17 protein-coding genes are annotated in these 23,513 nt (G+C 45.4%); 7 read left to right on the top strand and 10 right to left on the bottom strand.

Going from position 1 to position 23,513, the window contains the following annotated elements; translation table 11 throughout:
* The first annotated feature begins 136 nt into the window (after positions 1–136).
* The 6 genes from CLV98_RS21695 (at position 137) to CLV98_RS21665 (ending at position 7,924) form a co-directional block, all read left to right on the top strand.
* Positions 137–3,436 carry a TonB-dependent receptor gene (locus CLV98_RS21695; protein WP_109677975.1) on the top strand — a complete coding sequence of 1,100 codons (3,300 nt, stop codon included), beginning with the start codon at positions 137–139 and terminating at the stop codon, positions 3,434–3,436.
* A 22-nt stretch (positions 3,437–3,458) separates the two neighbouring features.
* Positions 3,459–4,976 carry a RagB/SusD family nutrient uptake outer membrane protein gene (locus tag CLV98_RS21690; RefSeq protein WP_109677973.1) on the top strand — a complete coding sequence of 506 codons (1,518 nt, stop codon included), beginning with the start codon at positions 3,459–3,461 and terminating at the stop codon, positions 4,974–4,976.
* A 33-nt stretch (positions 4,977–5,009) separates the two neighbouring features.
* Complete coding sequence (locus CLV98_RS21685; RefSeq protein ID WP_211320100.1) at positions 5,010–6,440, top strand: sulfatase; 1,431 nt, start codon at positions 5,010–5,012, stop codon at positions 6,438–6,440.
* Positions 6,441–6,811: 371 nt separating this feature from the next.
* On the top strand, positions 6,812–7,087 hold the full coding sequence (locus tag CLV98_RS24225) for a transposase (protein ID WP_109677971.1): 276 nt from the start codon (positions 6,812–6,814) through the stop codon (positions 7,085–7,087).
* 177 nt (positions 7,088–7,264) lie between these two features.
* On the top strand, positions 7,265–7,561 hold the full coding sequence (locus CLV98_RS21670; RefSeq protein ID WP_109677969.1) for a type II toxin-antitoxin system HigB family toxin: 297 nt from the start codon (positions 7,265–7,267) through the stop codon (positions 7,559–7,561).
* Positions 7,562–7,564: 3 nt separating this feature from the next.
* On the top strand, positions 7,565–7,924 hold the full coding sequence (locus CLV98_RS21665; RefSeq protein ID WP_109677967.1) for a helix-turn-helix domain-containing protein: 360 nt from the start codon (positions 7,565–7,567) through the stop codon (positions 7,922–7,924).
* A 136-nt stretch (positions 7,925–8,060) separates the two neighbouring features.
* Here the strand turns inward: CLV98_RS21665 and CLV98_RS21660 are convergent, their stop codons facing one another.
* The 9 genes from CLV98_RS21660 to CLV98_RS21620 all read right to left on the bottom strand — a co-directional run bounded on the left by CLV98_RS21660 (position 8,061) and on the right by CLV98_RS21620 (position 21,632).
* A complete protein-coding gene (locus CLV98_RS21660) occupies positions 8,061–9,476 on the bottom strand; it encodes a glycoside hydrolase family protein (RefSeq protein WP_109677965.1) in 1,416 nt (471 codons plus the stop codon).
* A gap of 192 nt (positions 9,477–9,668) precedes the next feature.
* On the bottom strand, positions 9,669–10,838 hold the full coding sequence (gene dgoD, locus CLV98_RS21655) for a galactonate dehydratase (RefSeq protein ID WP_109677963.1): 1,170 nt from the start codon (positions 10,836–10,838) through the stop codon (positions 9,669–9,671).
* 17 nt (positions 10,839–10,855) lie between these two features.
* Complete coding sequence (locus CLV98_RS21650) at positions 10,856–11,773, bottom strand: glycoside hydrolase family 16 protein (RefSeq protein ID WP_109677961.1); 918 nt, start codon at positions 11,771–11,773, stop codon at positions 10,856–10,858.
* 36 nt (positions 11,774–11,809) lie between these two features.
* Positions 11,810–12,562 (bottom strand): SDR family NAD(P)-dependent oxidoreductase, encoded by a 753-nt coding sequence (locus CLV98_RS21645; RefSeq protein WP_109677958.1) that lies wholly within the window; start codon positions 12,560–12,562, stop codon positions 11,810–11,812.
* Positions 12,550–13,863, bottom strand: coding sequence for a DUF4380 domain-containing protein (locus CLV98_RS21640; protein ID WP_158281309.1), 1,314 nt, complete (start codon positions 13,861–13,863; stop codon positions 12,550–12,552). The genes CLV98_RS21645 and CLV98_RS21640 overlap by 13 nt, the downstream gene beginning before the upstream one ends.
* Positions 13,847–15,136: an MFS transporter gene (locus tag CLV98_RS21635; protein ID WP_109677955.1), complete on the bottom strand. Its 1,290-nt coding sequence runs from the start codon at positions 15,134–15,136 to the stop codon at positions 13,847–13,849. Before CLV98_RS21635 ends, CLV98_RS21640 begins: the two co-directional genes overlap by 17 nt.
* Positions 15,137–15,182: 46 nt before the next feature.
* On the bottom strand, positions 15,183–16,739 hold the full coding sequence (locus tag CLV98_RS21630; protein ID WP_158281308.1) for a hypothetical protein: 1,557 nt from the start codon (positions 16,737–16,739) through the stop codon (positions 15,183–15,185).
* Positions 16,740–16,787: 48 nt separating this feature from the next.
* Positions 16,788–18,533, bottom strand: coding sequence for a RagB/SusD family nutrient uptake outer membrane protein (locus CLV98_RS21625; protein ID WP_109677951.1), 1,746 nt, complete (start codon positions 18,531–18,533; stop codon positions 16,788–16,790).
* 12 nt (positions 18,534–18,545) lie between these two features.
* Positions 18,546–21,632, bottom strand: a complete 3,087-nt coding sequence (locus CLV98_RS21620; protein WP_229203522.1) for a SusC/RagA family TonB-linked outer membrane protein — start codon at positions 21,630–21,632, stop codon at positions 18,546–18,548.
* 198 nt (positions 21,633–21,830) lie between these two features.
* On the opposite strand from CLV98_RS21620, the gene CLV98_RS21615 reads away from it, so the two are divergent.
* Positions 21,831–22,865, top strand: a complete 1,035-nt coding sequence (locus CLV98_RS21615; RefSeq protein ID WP_109677948.1) for a GntR family transcriptional regulator — start codon at positions 21,831–21,833, stop codon at positions 22,863–22,865.
* Positions 22,866–23,309: 444 nt separating this feature from the next.
* On the opposite strand, the gene CLV98_RS21610 is transcribed toward CLV98_RS21615, so the two are convergent.
* The coding region (locus CLV98_RS21610) for a transposase (protein WP_146202321.1) at positions 23,310–23,513 on the bottom strand (204 nt) is incomplete at its 5' end.

Raw genomic sequence — 23,513 nt, 5'->3', positions numbered from 1 at the left:
CGAATCATCTAATAAAACGAAATTCCTGATAACAGGAAGCAGGGAATGTATTGCCCTATTTTAAAATCTATTAAAATAAAACAACTGTAAAAGTATGGAAAAGTTTTTCAATAGTCGTTCAAAAACCAGACTAATAATGAAAATATTAGGGATCCCCATTCTGACTATTTTGCTCATGGCCAGCCTGGCCATTGCAAAGGACGGTAAGGCCCAGGAGCTGTTAAACCGCCGTTTGAGTATACAGGTACTCAACAAGGAAATTGACAAAACCCTGTTAGCGATAGAAAAAAAATCCAATATTAAGTTTACGTATTTACCTGGGATTTTTCCGGCCGAAACCAAGGTATCGTTAAAACTAAAGGACGAGACCCTAGAGAAAGTTTTAGAAGAACTCCTAACACCCTATCATATTGAATATCATATCAATGGGGAGTTTATAATACTTAAAAAAACAGCTACGGGCACCAAGTCCAATTCCCAGGCCCGGGCCATGGAGCAAAAACAAAAACCCCAGGACATCACCGTTACGGGTACGGTGAGCGACGAAAAAGGGGAAGGTTTACCAGGGGTGAGCATCATTTTAAAGGGCACCCAGAGGGGAACGCTTACGGATATAAACGGGGCGTATTCCTTCAATATTCCTGACCTAGAGGGGGTACTTATTTTTAGTTATGTAGGGTTTATTCAAAAAGAAGTTCCACTGCTTCATCAAACGCGCCTCGATGTAACTTTAGAAACCGACAATAAGACCCTTGAGGAAGTGGTAGTGGTGGGGTATGGAACCCAAAAGAAAAGTGACCTTACGGGTTCGGTTGCCAGTGTTGGAGAGAAACAACTGACTGCGTATCCTGCTCAGGACGCGGTGCAAGCCATGCAAGGTCGGGCTCCAGGCGTTCAAATTCAGGCGGTAAATGGAGAACCCGGAGCGGGATATAAGATTAGAGTGAGAGGAGCCACATCTATCAACGCGAGTAGTGACCCACTCTTTGTTGTCGATGGTATTGTAGGCGGTGTAATGCCCCCACCTGAAGACATTGCTTCTATTGAAATATTAAAAGACGCATCCGCAACAGCCATTTACGGTTCTAGAGGCGCTAACGGGGTCGTAATGGTAACTTCTCGCTCAGGAGTGTTAGGTCAACCCAAAATCAATTTTGTAAGCTCCTATTCGATCCAAAAGGAAGTAGGGCGACAGTCGGTGTTAGGGGCAAGAGACTATGCCGAATACATCAATGAATCGAGAGGTACGCTATATTACGACCCTAATGATCTGAGCAATGAAACCGACTGGCAAGATTTGATCTTCAGGCGAGGAGCGATTCTAAATAATCAATTGTCCGTTTCTGGAGGTACCGACAAAGTAAAATATTACGTATCGGGAGCACTTTACAATCAAAAAGGGATCATACAAACTTCGGATTATAATCGGATTTCATTAAACTCTAAAATCGATATCGCCGCTACAAAACGGCTAAATCTTAACTTCAGCACGTTTCTACGTCGTGAAAAACAAGATGGGGTGTATACACAAAATTCAAACGGAGCTAATACGGCTGGAGTTATAGCCTCGGCCCAAAGATTTGAACCCAACCGTGGGATCCTGGATGAAAATGGAGTCTATACCACCAGCAATGTAGGGACGGCCCCCTATGAAAACCCTAGAGCGGTGATTGATGGTCGAGATATTGAAAATATTACTGAGAATGTCCAATCCAATTTACAATTAAAATATAACCTATTAGATGGTCTATATTTTAACTCTACCCTAGGATTCAGTTTTATAAACAGTAGAAATGGACAATACGACAATCGACTATCAGCTGATGGCATTGCTAGTAATGGCGCAGGGCGACTTACAACCGTTAGGAGATCGAACCTTCTCAATGAAAATTATTTTAATTATAATAAGACGCTCAACAAGATACATACTCTTTCATTGGTAGCGGGATACTCCTATCAGAAATTTGATTATGAGACTTTTTCTGCGACAAATAAAGGATTTATAACTGATGCATTTGGCTTTTGGAATTTAGATGCGGGTTCCAACTGGCAACCAGCAAGTTCAAATACAACTACATCGGAGATTGTATCTTATTATTCCCGTTTAAACTATAACTTTTCAGATCGGTACATTTTTACAGCTACGGGCCGTTATGATGGGGCCTCTCAGTTTAGTGAAGGCAACAAATGGTCATTTTTTCCATCAGGAGCCTTTGCATGGAATCTAGGAAAAGAAGCGTTTTTTCCACAAAATAAAATTATTACAGCGGTTAAAATTAGAACTAGCTATGGGCTAACTGGAAATCAAGCTATTGGTCCGTATCAATCTTTTTCAAGGATCTCACCCGTCCTTTTTTCAAGTGGAAGTACCGTCCTAAACGCCGTAAGACCCACTGCCATAGCCAATAAAGATTTGACCTGGGAAACAACCGCACAGTTCAATATAGGTACCGATATTGATATCTTAGATAGTAGAATTAACCTGTCAGCCGATTATTATATTAAGAAAACCTCTGACCTGCTCTTTACTGTACCTATTACTTCTTTCTCTGGTTATACCAGCAGAACTGAGAATTTTGGAGACATTGAAAACAAAGGGGTGGAATTTGCAATAAACACCCGAAATCTGGTGGGCCAGTTTAGATGGACGACCAATTTTAACGTTACCGTCAATAGGAACAAGGTATTGTCCCTGCCAGGTGGACTTGACAGGGAATTTGGTGGTGCACCAGGCGTACTTAGGCCAGGGAACACGTCTATTCTTCGGGAAGGATCGCCGGTCGGAAGCTTTTTTGGGTTTATATATGACGGGGTATATCAAGAAGGCGATAGTTTCATACCCGGCGCAGGGTTCGAACAGGTTGCAGGAGGTGAGAAGTTCCGGGACCTCGATGGCGACGGTGTGCTTACCCTCAATGACCGCACGATCATAGGCAACCCTAATCCTGACTACCTGCTCGGCCTAAGTAACGATTTATCCTACAAAGGTTTCGACCTTAACATATTTTTCCAATCGAGTATTGGTGGCGATCTATTTAACTTCACGGCTATGGAATTGGGCCAGTTAAATGGAATAACCAATGCCTCTACCGATGCATTGAACCGCTGGACTCCTACCAATACCGATACCGATATTCCCAAGGCAACAACGGACAGAACGAATCATTCTTCAACCAGATTTATAGAAAATGGTTCTTATGTGCGCCTGAAAAATATAGCGCTAAGTTATAATTTTCCAAAGTCCATACTTTCCCGAGTACATTTAAGCAATGCTCGGATCTATATAAGTGGCCAAAACGTCCTGACTTTCACAAAATACTCAGGAGTGGACCCGGAGGTAGCCTATAAGGGAAGTGGTAATGTCAATTTAGGGGGAGATTACGATAGCTATCCCAATGTAAAATCATACACGTTAGGCCTGAATATTACTTTTTAAAACCACTTCTTAAGAAATAGATATGAAAATCAATAAAATACTTTTAAGCAGCATCCTAACCATTAGTTTACTGGCGGGTTGCACCAATTTGGAAGAAGACCCCAAAGGACTTCTAGCCCCTGAATCATTTTTCAAAAGTTTAAGTGATGTGGAAGCTGGTATATTTGGAGGATACAGTCAGTTTGTCTCTCAAGATCTATATGGTCGGGAATTACCATTAGTGCTGATGCTCCGCAGTGATATGTCGGCTATTGGCGATTTGGGCACCGAGGCGGTAAGACGGCAAATCGATGAGTTCGATATGGATTCGCAAAACTATATATCAGCGAGCGTTTGGGAGGCCTTTTTTAGAGCTATCTCGGCAGCAAATACCACACTGGCCGCCCTGCCGATGGTGAATGGAGAAACCGAAAAGAAGAATAGCCTAGAAGCCGAGGCAAGGTTTATTCGGGCATTTTCCTATTTCAACCTGATCAGACTTTTCGGTGACGTACCTTACTTAAATACACCTATCGAAACCACCACTCAGCTACAAGGTGCTGTTCGAACCCCTGTAGCAGAAATCTACAAATCGGTAGAGGAAGACTTGCTCTATGCGAAACTACACCTGCCAAGTCAACACACTGGAGATGTAAGAAACAGGGCTACCTCGGGAACTGCGGCAACTGTCTTGGCCGACGTATACCTTACTCAGAGAAACTTCACCGATGCTGCCACCCAGGCCCGATATGTAATTACCAATGCGAGTGGGAAGTACAACTATAGCCTTGAAAAGGACTATCAGAATCTTTTCCGAGGTGAGTTAGCCAGTTCTCTAAAGGAACCAATTTTTGTGGTAGATTGGCAGAACAATCTTCTTGGGGCTGGGAATATAAATCTTGACTGGCTCATTTCCCAGACCAGACCAAGGGGTCTTTTACCGCGTAGCCTTTCCGTGGTGGTACCTACCTTGAAGGTATATCAAAGTTGGGATGCACGCGACTATAGAAGGGCGGTTAGTATGGATGACAGTGTTATGATTAACGGCCAGAAAGTATCAATTATTGAGGCCGTTACCCAAGTCCCTGTAAACCGCCCCCATATTGCCAAATACTACCGCTATCCCGGGCCTCAGGACGCTGGTGATGACCGTAGGGCCGATAATGATTATCATATTTACAGATATGCTGACGTACTTTTAATGGCAGCAGAAGCCATCGCCGAAACGGAGGGTGCAACCGATGAAGCCATTGGTTACATCAACCTCATACGAACCAGGGCCCGTTTCAATGGTGCTTCCAATAATAGCTTCCCCGAAAACGTACAAGCAGGTATTGCCAACGAAGATTTTATACATTTGGTACGGGAAGAACGCCGCTTGGAGCTCGCCTTCGAATTTAAAAGATGGTTTGATATTCAGCGCTGGCAAAACTTGAGTGAAGTATTTACTTCGGCAGACTCTTATGAACCCCGGAATGTGGACTTACAACGCGATTACTTACTGCCCCTACCTTTGAACGAAATAAGATTAAATGGCTGGGAGCAAAATCCAGGTTATTGAAAATAAGGCCAATTAAATACAAATTAGAGAGTTATGATTGTACTGCGCTGTATGCTATTATTGGGACTTTTGAGTTCTCAGGCTGTTTACTCTCAAAAGCAGATCAAGCCCAATATCGTGATGATTTCTGTGGATGACTTGAACGACTTCATTGGTGGTATGGGACATCCCGATGCCATTACGCCTAACCTAGACAAGCTCATTAATAAAGGAGTCTTGTTTACAAATGCCCAATGCCAGTCGCCGATGTGCGGCCCGTCTCGAACAGCCGTGATGACTGGAGTGAGGCCATCAACCTCGGGCATTTATGGTATGATCGACGACAATGCCATCAAAGAAGTGAACGCCGCAACTCAAAAGTCCACTTTTTTGCAGCAGTATTTTAAAGACGCCGGCTATTATACAATGGGTGTAGGGAAAATTTTCCATGAACATGCCCCCGATGGAGTACTCGATGAAAGTGGGGGCAGGGTACCTGGATTTGGCCCTAAACCCAAGGTGAATTTTCATTGGGATCAAAAGAAAACCTCCACGGATTGGGGCGCATTTCCTGAAACGGACGAACAAATGCCCGATTACAAATCTGCCCAATGGGCGGTAGAACGACTTCATAGGAGTTATGATCGTCCATTTTTCCTTTCCGTCGGCTTCTTGCGTCCTCATGTACCTTGGTATGTCCCTCAAAAGTGGTTTGACCTTTATGACAAGGACAAAATTCATTTGCCCCCCTATCTTAAAAGTGATCGCGATGATCTACCGGCGATTGCCCTGGAAGTGGACGACCTCCCTATGATGCCCACCACCGACTGGGCCATTGAGACCGGTCAGTGGAAAGACATTCTTCACGGCTATTTGGCTAGCGTATCCTTCGTAGACCACTATGTAGGGGAGGTATTAAATGCACTAGAAAACAGTCCTTATGCCGACAATACCATTGTTGTACTTTGGTCCGATCATGGATATAGATTGGGCCAGAAGGGGACATTCGCCAAAATGTGCCTATGGAATAGTGCAACGGCGGCTCCACTTATTTTTTCTGGACCTGGATTGCCTCATAATGTTAAGATAGATGTCCCTGTTGAATTATTTTCAATATATCCTACCCTAACGGATTTATGCGACTTACTGCAAAATAAAAACCTTGAGGCTCGAAGTTTAAGTCCACTTCTGTTGGCGCCAAACACCGAATGGGAATACCCCACCATTACTACCTGGGCCCGGAATAACCATGCCATTTGCACCTCAGATTACCGTTACATTCATTATGAAGACGGGTCAGAAGAGCTATACCTACTTAAAACCGATCCAAACGAATGGTATAATGAGGCCGGCAACAAAAAATATACTAAGATAAAACAACGGCTCAAGGCCTTTCTTCCCAAGGTCAACGAAAAATGGGCTGCAGCATCAGAGTATAGTATGAACGCCTATTTTATCAAGCAAAAAGAAGAACAAAGTAACTAAGCAAATTAATCCAGACAGAGTATGTGAAATATACTTTGTCTGGTATTAATTAATCATTCAAACAAGCTTTTCTTATTTCGAATTTTGGGCATAAAACAATAACTAAGAGCGAATTTGCCAATCATAAATCCGTTTAACCGATACTCACCAGAAATCCGATAAGATCATGGCGATTCGTAATACCTACATCATGCGGCTATGCGTATGGAACAACCTCTAATTATTTAGGCATCAGCAGTTCAAGAATTAGCAAATAGCTCAATGGAAAGAGCGAACCGACCTTAAAAGTGGCTCGAGAAATAAGTCGAAAATTGGATATTGAAGCTTCTATCGTATTAAGTGTGTAAAAGATACTGTTGGAAAACTATACAATGATAAAGGCTTTTTCTCCAAAGAAATTGCCAATCTGCTATTTATGGATGGTCTTCATTGTAATAGCCAGGATCCGCACCAATATGAGGAACTGCCTATTAGATTTTTCGGAAAAAATTCTGCTTAGAAAATGGTCAATAATTGAACCCATCAACGATGAGCTTAAAAACATTTGTGAAACTGAACATTCCAGACATGGGTCATTCGCCAAATTAGTGACTAATGTGTTGGCTGGACTTATTGTCTCCTGCTTCTTCTCCAAAAACCTTCCATAAGACACGACAATCAAGAAACCAATCAAATCAGCCAATCTTTATAATCGAACTCAGGTATCTAATAAAACTACGATTCCTATTTATAAATACGTTTGTACTGACTAATAATTCATACATAAGAATGTCAAATGATTTATATTTTGTATTTTTGTTACAAATATCAAAACTTACGACAGGATGCGTGTTGTTACTTACCAGCGAATAAAGGAATTTTCCGAAAAGCATCCTGACTCAGAAACGCCCTTAAGATTCTGGCATTCTGTTACCAGTAAAAAAATATGGGGTTCCATAAACGATATCAAGAAGGATTTCAATTCAGTAGATTTTGTAGGAAACAATCGCTTCGTTTTCAATATCAAAGGGAATTCATATCGCCTGATTGCCATCATTTCCTTCAAAGCCAGCAAAGTATATATACGTTTTATCGGAACACACGAGGAATACGACAAAATTAAGGACATTCGAAATATCTAAATCATGATCAAATCAGAAAAAGACTATCACGTCATATTGGAAAGAATTGAAGATTTGCTCTCTAGCCCAGAAAATATAGAGAATCCTGAGGCGAAAGGCTTTATAGAATTGAATATCCTCTCCGATTTAGTTGCGGATTACGAAGAAGCTCACTTTCCGGTATTGCCCCCTACTTTGCCAGAGGCCATCAAACTGAGAATGCATGAGCTTGGCTTGAGTCAAAAAGCACTTTCTGATTATTTAGGCATCAGCAGTTCGAGAATTAGCGAATATCTCAATGGAAAGAGCGAACCGACCTTAAAAGTGGCTCGAGAAATAAGTCGAAAATTGGACATTGAAGCTTCTATCGTATTAGGGGTGTAGCCCTTTACGTGAAAGCCTGGGAAGTAGAACCCCAGCGGTTCTAAAAGTAAAAAGGGCCCAATTAAGGCCCTTTTAAAATATCAGCGGAACCGAGTCGGATAAATATCCCTCCCGGCCATACAGCAAGCGGGTACCGCTACTCCACCAATTCCGATTCAACCTGTATTTGGCTAGTATCGCCTACAATTTTGGCCTTAAAGTTTTTATGAAGGGCCATATTGCCGAAGGTCTTTAGGTGAATCTCTTTCCCGGCAACATCGTTTTTGATGAGTTCCATAGGTCCGTCCACGTCGAAGGAACTACCTTGAATCAATATATTCGTTTTGAGGTAATCGGACATGGCCTTGTTGCTATAGAATTTGATACCATTATTGCGGATGCTGGAGTTGGTAATGGCGATATAATTGACCGGCGTAGCCACCACCACAAAGGGGATGGGCTTGTCGTGTAACACCCGTATCTGGTCGAAAGTCAGCTGCTCTTGCAAGGGGATGTCGGCACCAGGGTAGTAGGAGCGGCTGTATTTGTCCGTGTCGAAATGGATGGAAAGACCGATTCTAGGCTTTTCCAGAAATACATTCCTAAAGGTAACGTTGCGAACCCCGGCGGTATAGGTAATATCGTCCTGCACCACACCCCAATTGATCCCTTCATGGGTCACCGTTCCTTTGTCGTGGGTGGGTTGGGTCAGGGACTTATAGTTGGTACCATCAGCCTTGTTCTGTACCCGATAGAGCTTCCCGTTGGACACGACGGCATCGGACTGCTGTACTTCCATGCCGGGCTTCCAGTCGATCCATGCGCCGGCCAAAATCCTGCAAAAATAACCGGTGGTATTTTCGGCATTCAGGTCATGGCAGTTTTCAATGAGTCCATTTTCTATCCAGCCCAACTCGGGGTTGGAGGTGGCATAGTCGTGGGCGTTGAGGGCAATGGCGTCGTCGAAGGTCTGGAAGACGGCATTTTTGATGGTAAACCGTTTGCCCCTTCCCAGGTGAATCCCATCCTTCTTCCCTTTGATGATCACGTCGTCGATAATCAAATCCTCGAAGGTACATACATGAATGCAAAACTGAGCGGGTTCCAAATCCATGCACCGAAAGCGCTCTATTTTAATGTCTTTGGTATAGAAAAATGCCAGTTGACCCCTCAGGCCATATACTTCAGTAAAGGCCTTGTCCTGGCCGTTCACTATGATACTGAGGCCTCTGATGGTGATATGCTCGTCGTAGGTCTTGGTCAGCCCTCCTTTGTTCAGAAATACATGGGTGAAGGTGCCTTTTTCATTTACTTTTTTAAGAAATACATTGTCCCCAAAGTCGAGGGTGGTATTGCTACCCACATATACGGTACCCGCCATAGGGTACACGCCAGGCTGACTCACGATAATGGTGCCTCCCCTATCGACCGCCTTTTGCAGGGCCTTTACATTGGCAAGGCCACTGGCATCAGGTGAAAAACCGAAAGTGGAGGCATCCAGAAATCCAGTAGTTTGAGCGAAACCATAGGGTATGGTTAAGACGATCAGAAGGCAAAACAGGTACTTTTTCATGGTATTATTTAAAGGTGTTTAGGAATAGTCATTATAACTGTGTCGGTCTTCTTACAAAGCCTGACGCTGTAATAGGACATTCTGTTTTTTTCTAAGCGGAATACGGGTCAATTATACTCGTATAGGCTTAAGGTCCTTCTGTCAATCCGGTTTTTCGGATCGATTTCGTCTTAAACGCATATCTTGAAATGCCTAATTTTCAAAATAGCTTTTTGCATTGGTAGGCCTAATGTCCGTCAGGGTACCCTTATAATGGCGTAGCTCCTTGGCCTGATAAGGGTATTTCTTGATGGCGTCTTCGTTGATATCGATGCCCAGACCTGGCTTATCGGGAATCAGCATTTTACCGTCTTTAAAAGATACTTCTTCGGTGGCTATCTCTTGCCTCCAGGGCACATCGCTACTCATGGTTTCGAGCAAAAAGAAATTGGGCAGGTTGCCGGCAAGCTGCAAGGTCGCGGCGTTGGCCACAGGCCCGCTAGGATTATGGGGGCATATCGGAATATGATAGGCTTCGGCCATGGCGGCAATCTTTTTTATTTCCGATATCCCACCAGCATGGCTGACGTCGGGTTGAATAAAATCCGCCGCTTTTTGCTCGAAAAGGCTACGGAACTCCCAGCGGTTGTAGAGCCTTTCTCCAGCGGAAACAGGAACGGAAATCCGTCTTTTAACTTCCGCCAAGCCCTCCAGGTTTTGAGGTGGGATGGGCTCTTCGTACCACAGGATATCGAAATCGCCCAGGGCCTGCCCTATCCGCACGGCCGTGGGTATGTCGAAACGTCCATGGGCCTCAATAATGATATCGGCTTTGTCCTTGATACTGTCGTATACTGCCCCCACGCATGCCATGGCATCGTTGAGTTCTTGGCGTCCTATTTGTAGATAGGCGGAGCCAAAGGGGTCCCATTTGAGGGCGCTGAAACCTTGGGCCACCGCCTCCCGTGCTTTTTCGGCAAATTCATCCGGTGTTTTTGCAGGAGCGAACCATCCGTTGGCATAGCAGGCAATGGCGTCCCGCACTTTGCCCCCCAGCAACTGGTACACCGGCACGCCGAGGTCCTTGCCTTTAATATCCCAAAGGGCCATTTCTATAGCCGAAATAGCACTCATCAATACGGCACCACCACGCCAATAGGCATCGCGGTAGGCGGCATGCCAGAATTCCTCTATCCGGTGCGGATCTTTGCCTATCAGCAGGCTTTCGAGCTCGTGACAGGCCTGGGCAACGGTATGTTCCTTATATTCCAGAGTGGCTTCGCCAACCCCGTGCAGGCCATCCACATCCGTAAATACCTTCACAAACACCCAGTTGGTGCGGTAGGCATGGCAGATATAGGTCTTGATGGCTGTAATTTTCATATTCCTGAATTAAAATATTATTTGCTGGTTTTATTGGGCATTTCATCGTATACCCGTACATAATCGACAACGAAATAATCGGGGAGCTTTGCTTTTTTCAAGATGGGTGAAGGGCCTCCGTCCCGGTAGCCGTTGCATTCGGTAGACACCAATATAAACTGTTCGCGGTGCGAAACGGGCCCTGCAATACGCCACGATTCCTTGCCATCGATATAAAACACATAGCCGGTAGGGCTCCAGTGAACGGCATAGGTATGGAAGTCGTTGTCGGTAGGCCGAAGTTTAATTTTCCCTGAACCTTCATGCTCATGATTCGTGCCGTATCCATTCCAATGGATATTCTGGCTTACGATGCCATCGCGGGTGAAGTTTTCCATAATATCGATTTCCACGCCCGAATCGAGGGGATCGAGGGTTGAGCCGATCACCGGCGATTGTAGCCAAAAAGCGGCCCACCAACCTTCCTGTGTAGGCAACTTGCAACGGATCTCATAATAACCGTATTTATGGGTAAACTTAGGAGGCTCCAGATCGGCAATGGGCCAAGTTAAGGCAGATTTACCGTACTGATTCCCCGGCCGATCCATATAGTTGCTCCCCGTTTGTAAGTGGGAAGAATAGTAGTTTCCATCTTTTTCGTAAAGGCCCAGTAGCAGGTTTCCCTTGCCGTCGAGCTTGGCCGCGTCATTGGCAAAGGTTTCATGGCGTGTTTGCATGATATGCATTCTGTAATCCCACTTGGTCCTATCCAGTTCTTCACCATCAAATTCATCGCTCCATACCAATTTCCAATTCTTGCCTTCAGGCAACTGGCTTTCTCCTTGGGCCGTACCGGGCATGACCGTCTGGTTCTGCTCATTTTGAGAATGCCCATCCAGTGTAGCCAATCCAATGACTGCACTTAGCAACAAACTTTTTTTAATTAATCGCATCATCGTATTAGATTTTTGGGTTTATATTTCCTTTGAACTCTATCGTAAATACATTCCTCCGTTCACGTCCAAGGTAGCACCGGTAATATAGCGTGCCTGGGAGCTACACAAAAACGCCACGGCATTGCCCACGTCGTCGGGCCTTCCCAGCCCCAAGGGTACCGAGGCGGCCAATTTCCCTACTTCCTCTTTTCCATGCGTTTTAAAAAGCAGCTCCGTTTCAATAATCCCAGGAGCCACGGCATTGACGGTAATCCCAAGCCGTGCAGCGGTTCTGGCGAGGGTTTTGACCATGCCCAACTGCCCACTCTTGCTGGCAGAATAATGCACATGACCGAAAATGGCTCCCTGATGGGCTACCATGGAACTTATAAACACGATGCGCCCGGACTGTTGCTCTCGCATCATCTGCATGGCCATCTTGCTGCAATAAAATCCACTCGACAGATTGGTTTCAACGATCCGATGCCAATCTTCCTCTTCTATTTCAAAAATGTCTTTGGCTTGTGCCGTTCCTGCATTATTGACGAGTATGTCCAATTGGCCGTATTCCGCACTAATGCGCTGAAACATCTGTTGCACCTGCTCATAATTGCTAACATCCGCCATCATGGCCTTGGCCTGTCCACCCAGGTCGACGATCTCCTGGATCACCGTAACAGGCTCCGATTCGAAAGGGGGATAATTGACAATAATAGTAGCCCCTTGCCTGGCCAGTGCCAAAGCAATCCCCTTTCCCAATCCTCGGGTTGCGCCTGTTACCAGCGCTATTTTATCTTTTAATTCTTGCATATTTTGGTTTTATAAAGGGCTCCTATAAAATTCTCTTGTTGATCGTACCACTCCAGGCTAGCCCAGACGTCTTCTGCCGGTATGGAGACGGTAGTCTCTAACGCCACCGACAAGCCCACCAAGGGGTCGGCTCTCCAAGAGAAAGTCTGGGAGCTGATGTAAATTTCCTCCCCGGCGCCATCCCTAAATACCAAGCGTGCTATCCCATGGCAAAAGACACCGAATGAACCTACCACCGTTAGCGCCCCTTCCTTAGAAAGGGCAGCCCTCAAGGGCACTGCCACCACGCCATATTCATGGACGGCATGTATTTGTTGCAGGGCAGGAATGGAACACATCGACATTTTGTATTCGAAGTGAGCTTGTTCACCTGGAAGCATTTTGTATAGGGGCGATAGCAATTCCACTTCTAAGTAGGGAGGGTTTTGCTCGGGGTCGTTAGAATATTCCAAGACTCTGTTGCGCGAATAGATCATCCCTCGCCCCTGAGTCCAGATCTGCACCGATGTGCCTTCTGGATAGTTGGCGTCTTGCTGGTGTTCGAAAGTAGTAACAAAGACTTTTCCCTTTTTGATATCACAAAAAGCGACCCAGTTGGCATTGGTATCGAGCCCTACCTTTCCCGTAAGATATTGGTATTCGACAAGAAAGTTGCCCTGGTCATCGATGCCATTTTGAGGGTTATTAACCAACCCATGCATGACCTTATAGCCATCCAGAAAATCGCTAATGGGATTGACCGGACAGGTCACAAAATAACGCCCCCCCATAAAATCCTCGGGGGTGTTGAGCTGGATAACAGGCCATATCGACCATTCCCTTATTGTTTCACTCCTGTTATTGAAGGTCACCTGAACGGTGATCTCCGATCGATTGGGTGCCAGAATGATCTTTTTATCAATTTGCAGTCCCGTATGGTCATCGTAAAGGCTCGTTAGGTCTAAGGCAGCAGGAGTGTTATCCGACTTTTCGTTGACGGTATAGGCACCGCTGTCGAGCACCGGATCGGGGGGGCCTGGCCATAGGTCTGTAGCCCCCCAGCCCTGCGGAGCAGGCCAGATCTTTTCTCCGCCGAAGTTCAACCAGCTACCATTTTCACCCAGACCATCGTCGTTGGGCATGGTACCTTCTAGCTTCTTGTTGACGAACAGAAACTCATGGCCATCCAGTTCTATTTGCATCAACCTACCACCTAGTGCTGGTAGGACGCATAGTTTCAGCCATCTATTTTCTAGTATATGGACCTCCCATCCCTTATACAGGTGTACTGCAGTTTCTAGCATATCAGGATTGGTGTGCATTTTCATAGTCTTTTTTAAAGTAATAACGGTAGGCCACCAACAGTACGATGCCACAAACCACCCACACGGCTGCTAGCAGGGTAAATCCGAAAGCCAGACCCGTAATAGGCTTCAGATAGCCTAAGGCCATAGGCGAAATGGACCCTACTGAAAATCCTGTCATCATCATAATTCCGGACACCGTAGAATGGTACTCGGCCGGAATGACGTCGTAGAGGACGGAATAGGTATTGGCATCAAAGAATGCCCGTGCGAACCCGAAGCCGGCAAAGCCGATATAGATAATCAATAAGGACTCGGCATTTCCCATAACGATAATAAAGGGTACTGCGCCTAGCAGCCCTACGGCCTGCATCACGAGGCGCTTACCTGGATCCTTGATGGCCAGCCGATCCGAGAACTTCCCAGCCAATATAATGCCTACAAAAGCGAAGGCATGGGTATAGAACATCGAATGAAAACCCGCCTCCGAAAGGCTCATACCGAACTTTTCGTACAAATAAGTAGGCGCCCAGGTAAGGTAGCCCACCAGCACGAATATCAATCCACTGAAGGCCACAGTCAGTAAAATGGCCGTAGGCGTAGCCAACAGAACCTTGACGGCGACCAGAAAATCGGCTTTCTTTTTAACCACCGGCTGGTCCGAAACCTTATTGTCTTTGAGCCTAAAGATGAGTATGAGCCCATGGATTACCCCCACGGCACCGAACACATAAAAGGCGCTCCTCCATCCATAATGCTCGCCCACATACCCAGCTACATAGCCACTCAAAATGATGCCTAGGTAATAAGAAGTTTGGTGTATGGACATGGCAAAGGCCCGGGTCTTCTTGTGGTAGCTCGCCAAAAGGGCATAATTGGCCGGGCCAAAAAAGGCCTCTCCTCCCCCAGTGGCTACGCTACGAAATAAGATCAGCATCACTACCCCACTGCTGAGGCCAGTAAGCATGGTGGCCACACTCCAAAACAGTATGCTAACCACTATGATCCATTTCCGGCTGTAAATATCCCCTACATATCCTGAGAGGGGTACCAACAAGGCAAAAACTAGGTTAAAGACCGTGGCTATAGAGCCTACTTGTACGTCGGTAAGTGCGAGGTCGGCTTTGATAAGCGGCAACACTACATTAAAGACTTGGCGGTCGGCTTGATTGATAAAAAAAGCGACCCATAGCAAGCCCAAAACCTCCCATTTATAGGCTTTGTTGGGTTGTAGTTTGGCATCCACTTGGGTGGTTTTCGATTCTGGAGATGTTGGGGATAAGTCCTGCATAAATTGTATTAGGGTTCCGTTTTCAAAAAATTAGTTGAATCTCCAGCTATTTAGTTTTTTCTATTTCCCAAAGTACGATACCGTCGGTCTCGACAGCCTCCTGTCTTAACACCACTTCGGTGGCCGTGTTCAGGTCGATGGTCGTAGTTTCGAGAATATCGATTTTTGTGGTCCTCTTAGGGTCCGTCAGTGCATTATTATGCTTCTTGTCGAGGAGGTACTTTTTGACAGATATTTTTTCGGAACCAAAATTTTCCTTCAAATTTTTCAAAGTTAAAATCACGGGTCTCGAAGAGCCAAAGTTTACGGCCTCCACCAAAACCTTATCTTTTTGCCGAGAGGCGATCACCAGATCGGTGCCATCTACGAGGTTGTCGACCAATATCTCCTTTCCTTGATGCATGGCCAACCATTTCATAGACACCCCTGAAGGGAATATCTTGATTTGGTCGTAGGTAGTCTCCGGGTCATTGGGCCCATCGAACCACATAAAACGAGTCTGTAGTTTGGAATTATGATACAGTACCCAGGGCATTATTTTCAGGTTGGGACTGTAAAGGCTCGAGAAATAAAGTGTCTTAACGAGTCCAGCGGCATTCTGATGGTGATATTCGAGCTTGTCTTCAGAATAATGATAGGGGTTGTGCTCGGTAACGAAGAGGTCTAACCGGTCGTCTATTCCATGTTTGCTCAGCAGATTGCGAATTTGCTTTTCCCTAAAGGCCGTCTCTACGGCAGGAATGGTATATTCGTGCCACGATACAAAGTCCAACGTCTTACCTACCGTTGGGTCTTGCTGATACAGTTCAAAGAAACGGGTAAGCGATTTGATGAAGCTTCCCGTCACCACGGGACCTCCTATCAGTATTTTTTGCTTGCCCACCAGCCCAAGCTCCTGATTCACCTCATTGACCGCCTCATACCCTAGCCTGTAGAACTGGTAATACTCTTCATCAGTAGCCTTCATAAAGAATCGGTGGCCATACTCATTGCCAAGCTCTACGTAGCGGATATTGGCATACAGCATTTTGTAATGCTTCAGCCCTTCCTTGAACACCTTTTTCCAATCCTGCATGGTCATGGGCAGGGTGCCATCTAATATATCCCTTTCATAGCGCCGAATGTTGAGCATGATCTCATCGCTGCGCGTGCTAAAGGACTTTAGATAATCGTAATATTTAATGGGTGCTTCTATTTCCCAGTCCCAAGTCTCCCGATGTTTTTCTTTAACGTCCTTATACTTATCGACTCCGATCTTAAAATTAAAGTCGTATTTGCCGGTCCTGTAATCCCACATCTCGTCTAGGTTCAGCCAGCAACGGGTCATTTCGGGTCTACCCAATTCTTTTTCACTCACCTCTGCTATTACGGGAGCTGGGGCTTTCTGTAGCGAAGTATTGCGGTAAGCCACCAGATTGGGGAAGTTGCGGCTGGTACTGCCGACGTCAACAACCCGGTTAATAGTGGTGGTATCCCGCTGTAGTGCAGGAAGGCCAGGCCCTGCCGGGACGTGACCATAGGCCACAATCCCGGTAGGAACAAAGAAAAATAGAAAGCCCAGCATCCTGAGAACTAATTTAAAAGACACTTTCCTGATGTGCATCGAATCCAAATTTTGATAAGTAGATGGTTTAATATACATGGTGCAAGACTAGTATCCTGCATTTTGTGTCAAATTCTTGTTGATCAGAATCTCATTGGCGGGGATAGGCCATAGGTACTGTTTGGAAGGATCGAATTGACGTTCGACTAACAGATTTATCTGACCGGCTTGATGCATTCCAGAGAAATCGGCCACTCCATCCTCATCGATTGAAGGAGTAGAAGGGAAGAACCACAACCCAGGCTTAACAACCCGCTCGCGCAAATCGTCCAGCTCCAACATACCATAAATGGGGGTATTGAGGGCCTTCTCTGCCAGTCTCCACCTGATCAGGTCGGCATAGCGCAGTCCTTCGAAGGCAAACTCCATACGTCTCTCGATTCTCAAGGTTTTACGTAGCTCATCCTGATTGGTACCCGTAATGGCCGGGTAGGACGAGGTATCCGTATAAGGCACGCCGTAAGCCCGAGCACGCACCTGATTCATAGCATCGAGCACCGACTGATCCGTTTCGCCCAATTCAATTTTCGCTTCGGCATATATCATCAGTACATCCGCATAACGTATAATTCTATTGTCAGGATCCGTTAGCAAGTCGAGCCAATCTTCATCCAATTTCTTTTTCCAAGTTAGCGCATTATAAGAAGCATACTGCCCCACCCCACGGCTGTCGGCATTGCTTTGGTACTTACCGGTATTGAAATTCAGTACGGTAAGCGAATCGGGATGTGGCTGATACATAAAGCCCAACCAAGGGGTTTGGAATTCGACGATAGAAGCCGTACAACGGGGGTCACGGTTTTTGAATGGTTCGTGCGGATTGTACAAGGGCGACTCATCGATAGGCAAGCCATCTTCACATAGATAGGCCGAAAAGAGATCCCATGATGGACCACCATTGCAGAAACCACCGGCTATACGGGTAATAGGCTCTTTGGCACGTCCCCCTCTAGGAATGTAAATCCCCAACCCCACCGAACGAGGAATGGCGAAGACGTTTTCAGTAGCATTTTTGGTCTTGGACAAAAACAAGGTACTGTAGTCAGGGTGTAGTTCATATACACCTAGGTCCATACAGGCCTTCGCGGCATCTCTGGCCACCGACCAATCGCCCATGTACAAGGCGATGCGGGACTTCATAGCCAAAGCGGCCCCCTTAGTAGGGAATAGGAGTTCGTTGCTACCATAGGTAATGGGTAGGTACTCCGCTGCAAAATCATAATCCGCATAAACGGCCTCCAGGATGGTCTGCTTATCGGTGCGAGACAGAGAGAAAGCCTCTTCGATGCTTAAAACGTTGGTATAATAGGGTACGTCGCCATATAAGAATATCAAGCGGGCATACTGGGCGGCCCGTGCAAACCGTGCTTTGGCTTCATATTCCTTCAACTTACTTTCCGAAACAGACTCCGCAGCTTTATCTAGGCTAACAATCACCTGGTTGGCGGCGGCGATGCAGGTATAAGCATATTTCCAAGCAATGGTTACAAAGCTAGACTGGCTATTGATGGTTCCGCCGGTAATATCGCTTAGCGAGGCCCTGGCCGTCCAGTCGTCGGTGTACCGGTCGGTCCATTCCAGCTCATAGCCCGACAAACTCGTGCTGGTGCTGGTACGGGTAAGCTCCGCGTCCCAAAAATCGATATCGTATAAATAAGCGACCGACATGTCCAATTCGCTGGCATTGGCATTCCAGCTTTCACTAGAACCCTCCGATAATGGATTCAGATCCAAATCGTTACAGGAAAACAAGAAGAATCCTGTGAGTATATATATTAATGCTTTGATTTTCATAGATTTTTAATGCTAGAATTTGATAGAAATACCACCGATAAACGACTTAGGAATCCAATAGGAAGAAGCTTCAGGATCCCACCCTGCAGGGTATTTGTCGATAGAAAACAGGTCAGAACCACTTAGATAGATTCTCGCATTCTTAATTTTAATTTTTTCGGTGATGGCCCTGGGCACATTATAGCCTACGGTTATGTTTTTGAGTCGCATATAACCTCCCTTAAACAGCCAGTAATCCGAAAAAGAATAATTATTCCCATTCCCTAAGCTCGACACTCTTGGGTATTTGGCTCTTAGGTTCTGCTCGTCCGTGTTATAATGACTCCAATAATTCCCTATAATCGATTGTGGAACCTCTATATAGGCCGCACGGAAAGGCATGACCATCGACTGCGTTGCCTCGGCGTTTTGCATACCAATCCCTTGTACCACCAAAGAAAAATCGAAATTATGGTAGTTAAGTCGTATGTTACCCCCGTATAAGAACCGAGGTAGTGATCCGCCTAATAACACACGGTCGTACTCGGCAGAGATTTTCCCATCTGGCATGCCGTCAGGACCGCTGATATCCGCATATTTAACGTCGCCAGGCTTTACTTGCGCATTTAGCGTTGGGGAGTTGTCTACTTCGTCCTGGGTTTGGAAGAGCCCTTCGGAACGGTACCCGTACCATTCGTCAAACTCACTTCCATCAAATTTCACTTTTGACCCTAGGAATTGGGTTCCACCCAGGTAGCCCATCGTCGACCTAGAATCGGAAAGATTAAAGGAAACGGAGTATCCTAGATCATTAATATTGTCGTTCCATCCAAGTTCCATCTCCCATCCCTTGGTGTTCATCTTACCGGTATTCTGGTCTGGGTTCTCTAAACCAATATAATCGGGAATTTCTAGTGCGAGCAACATGTCGCGGGTGGTCTTGGTATAATAATCGGCCGTCAGGCTTAGTCGGTCGTTTAAGAAATTAGCATCGATTCCGAAATCGACTGAAGAGGTCGTTTCCCAAGAGATATCACTGATGGCGTATTTCTGAATGGCCGCCGTTTGGGCCGATACCGTTTGTCCTCCTTGATAGAATATCGCATTATTAAAGCCTATAGTAGATTGGTAAGGGTAGTTACCAATCCGCTCATTACCCAACGTACCATAGGATGCTCTCAGTTTTAGGAAAGAAAGCACGGCATTAGGCTGAATAAACTTTTCGTCCGAAATGACCCATCCCGCGGAGACCGATGGGAAAAAGCCCCATCTAAAGTCTTTGTTGAACCTCGACGACCCATCGTACCGGCCATTCACTTGCAAGAAGTAACGGCTGTCATAATTATACATCACCCGTCCGAAGAAGGAATTATAGGCATTCTCATAGGCACCCCCTCCATTGTACTGGTAGTTTCTGTCACCTAAGTCAAGATAAGGAAAGGCAGTAAGGTCATACTGACTACGAGAGGCACTCAAGGTCTCAGCGAAGTACTTATAGTTCTCATTACCAGCCATTAAGTTGATATTATGCTTCCCGATGCTCTTATTATAATTGGCTAAGAATTGGGTAGTAATATTATAGTTGTCGTTACGAGACTCACTGAGGGAAGTTTGGGTGAGCCCTTCTACAAAACCGACCGTTACGTTCGGGTCACTCATATCCGTATACGCCAGCTGTTTGTTAAAGACTTTCCCTTTAGAAGAATACATTTGCGGTGAAAATATCCCTGACAATTTCAAGCCCTTAATCGGTTGGAAATGCAAGGCTACTTTCCCTCTAGTGACGTTGGAGGTATTATCGTTGAATCCACCATAATTCATCCTAGCATAGGGGTTCACACCGGTTTTACCCTCTGCAACGCGTCCATCGGCCCAGGTAGCAGCATAGATAGGCGCTACCCCAATGGCTGGATATATACCTGAAGATGGGTTCTTGCTTTTGGAATAAAGGCCGTTCAAATCCACTTCAAGGGACAAAAACTGATTGATGGTAAAGTCCGAATTAGCACTTACATTCACCCGATCATAACTCTTGCCCGTATAAAAGGCCTCGGTTTTATCATAAACCATGGATACTTTGGTCCGGAATTTTTCGGATCCTGCACTCAGGCTCAGAGAATGGCTCTGCCGTGGAGCACGTTTCTTTAGCATAAGGTCCATCCAGTCGGTTTCAGGATACAGGTCGGGATTCTCGGCATTTAATGCAGAATAGTTCTCGATCACATCCTGAGTAAATACAGGATATTCAGTACCTGTATTGTTATTGTCGTTCCATTTTAGTTCGTTGGTGAGCTTCATATAATCGACCGCACCGGCATATTGAGCCACTCTGGTGGGTTTCTCCACACCGAATTCGGCATTATAATCCAGACTCAACTGGCCCGATTTAGACCGTTTGGTCGTTACAAGAATCACCCCTGAGGCGGCTCTAGACCCATATATAGAAGCCGAAGCAGCGTCTTTCAGCACCGAGATACTCTCCACATCGTTGGGGTTGACCCAGTCAAGAGTCCCGGGAATACCGTCAATAATGACCAACGGGCTGCTATCGCCAATGGTGGTTATCCCTCTCACTTTGATAGTCGACGAAGCATCGGCGGCTCCACTCCCTCTTGTTACCATCACCCCAGCCATGGCCCCTTGGAGGGCTTGAGATACCCGTACTGCCTGTCTGTCGGCCACGTCCTTCCCGCCTATGGAAGATACAGCACCCGTAAGGTCCTTCTTTTGTACCGTACCATAGCCGACCACTACCAGCTCCTCTAATTTATTGGATTCTTCCTGCATCTTTACGTCCACTACAGACTTCCCTGCTAGTAGGACCTCCTGATTTTTCATTCCTACAAAGGAGAACACCAACGTGGCCTGTGCATCGACCGACGCTAGACTGTATTTTCCATCAATATCGGTAATGGTACCCACTGCGGTACCCTTTATCAAAACGGTAACACCGGGAATGGCCTCTCCCGATGGATAGGTCACCGTACCGGAAACCCCTGTAGATTGCGCAAACCCTTGGGAAAAACTCAAACAGTACAAAAACACTATTGTAACCTTAAGAAACTTTAGCATCTTTGAGCCGTTGGGTCCCAAATCTTTCAATTGGATACTTTTTTTCATATGCTTTGGGTTAAATTTATTAACTATACATTTCTTTACACCAGAGCGCCACAACTGTGGTGTAGTGTGGTGTAAAGCTAGACATTAAAAATAGAATTAACCAGAGGAATGTTATTTAATTTCATTGAATTGTTATACAAATCGACTAAACAACTAAGGATCAGAGCATTACATTAAGAGTTTTTTTTAAGCATCAATATGACACTAAAAATTTCAATCAACACACTCACAGAAGTACCAGTATATAAGCAACTTATTCGTTGTATCGAAAGTCTTGTAGAGGAGGGTACTTATCAAAATGGCGACTTTCTACCCTCCATGAATGAGCTGAGCCAGGAGTTATCGATCTCTAAGGAAACCGTTAAAAAGGCATATTCTATATTAAGAGATAAGGGCCTGGTGGAGTCGGCTCATGGCAAGGGCTTTTATATCACCCACAACGAAAGCGACGACAAAACGAAGGTATTAATGCTTTTCGACAAGCTGAGCACCTATAAGTTCGTCTTATATAGCTCATTTACGGAGCACGTGGGGGAGCAGGTCAACATGACCATCCACCTGCACAACCAGGATCCCGATATTTTTGAAACGCTATTAGAGGAAAACCTAGGCCGATTCGACTATTATATTATTACGGCTCACTTTTCTCAGGATCCGAAGGTGCAGGACCGCATTTTGAAACTATTAAAAAAGGTCCCCAACCGTAAGTTGATTCTGCTGGATAGCCATATGGGCAAACTTCGAGGCAACTATGGGGCCGTCTACCAAGACTTTGAAAAGGATGTATACAAGGGGCTATTGATGGGTATGGAATACCTCAAGAAATACAATAAGATCCATGTACTTGCCGCTCCGGGGAGTTTATATGCTCATATGATCCAAAAAGGAATCTCCAAATTTTGTACCGATCACACCCTGGACCATGAGATGCACCAGCTGATTAATCATATCGATATCAGCCCCGGGGACGTGTATCTGGTACTTAATAGCCAGTTGGATATCGAATTGATCGAGCTTATCCGGAAAGCCAAATCCAAAAATCTAAAAATCGGACAAGATATCGGGATTATCTCCTATAATGAAGCCCCCATCAACGAAATAATCCTGGACGGGCTCACCGTACTTTCCACCGATTTCCAAGAAATGGGTAAACTAGCAGCCGAAATGGTAATCACCGGAAAACTAACCAAGATCAATAACCCCTTTGGATTAATCGTAAGAAAGACCTTATAGCGCAAGCCTATGCGCTCCAGCTATACAATAAAGGATTTTTATATTTGTTGGGAGGGAATGGTAACTGCTCGCAACCATGCGCCTCCGCTTTACTTTTAAACTCCCTACTACCGGGTGAGACTCCCTATTGTTCCATACCATGATATATAGTCAAAAACCCAGGCGGGTTGACTATATATCCTGCTCTTTGCCTTATCAGTGGATTTTGAAATAGAAGCTGGGTGCCAAAGTACACCCCATAAAACATACCGCTTAATAAATCTATTAAAAAAAATTGCTAAAAACTATATCGATGTACCCCTTCGGTTGCTATCTTGATTAATGAACTCAAAACAAATTGTCTATAACGGCGATACTGGGCCAGCGAAAACGGATGATAGGGGGCCAGTCATAACGGAAATCAATGGGCCAATGACTGGTTCTTCGTCAATTTTGGTGAAGGATTTATCTAGAATTGGACAATACTATTTTTCTCAAAAGTTCAAATCCCGCCCTTCCATACATGTTTCTTTTGATAGTTTTGAGTCTATTGACTTGCCCTTCTACTTGCCCATTGCTTATTGTGGAAATGACAGCTTGGTTTACTGCCTGATAATCCTGGTTTATGCCTTTTGCAAATCCTTTGAGTGCTGAAGCTTCCGCGCTTGC

Source organism: Dyadobacter jejuensis (assembly GCF_003149085.1).
GTDB classification, from domain to species: domain Bacteria; phylum Bacteroidota; class Bacteroidia; order Cytophagales; family Spirosomataceae; genus Dyadobacter; species Dyadobacter jejuensis.
Note: the sequence above shows the minus strand (reverse complement) of the source record. Positions and strands in the feature narration are given on the sequence as shown.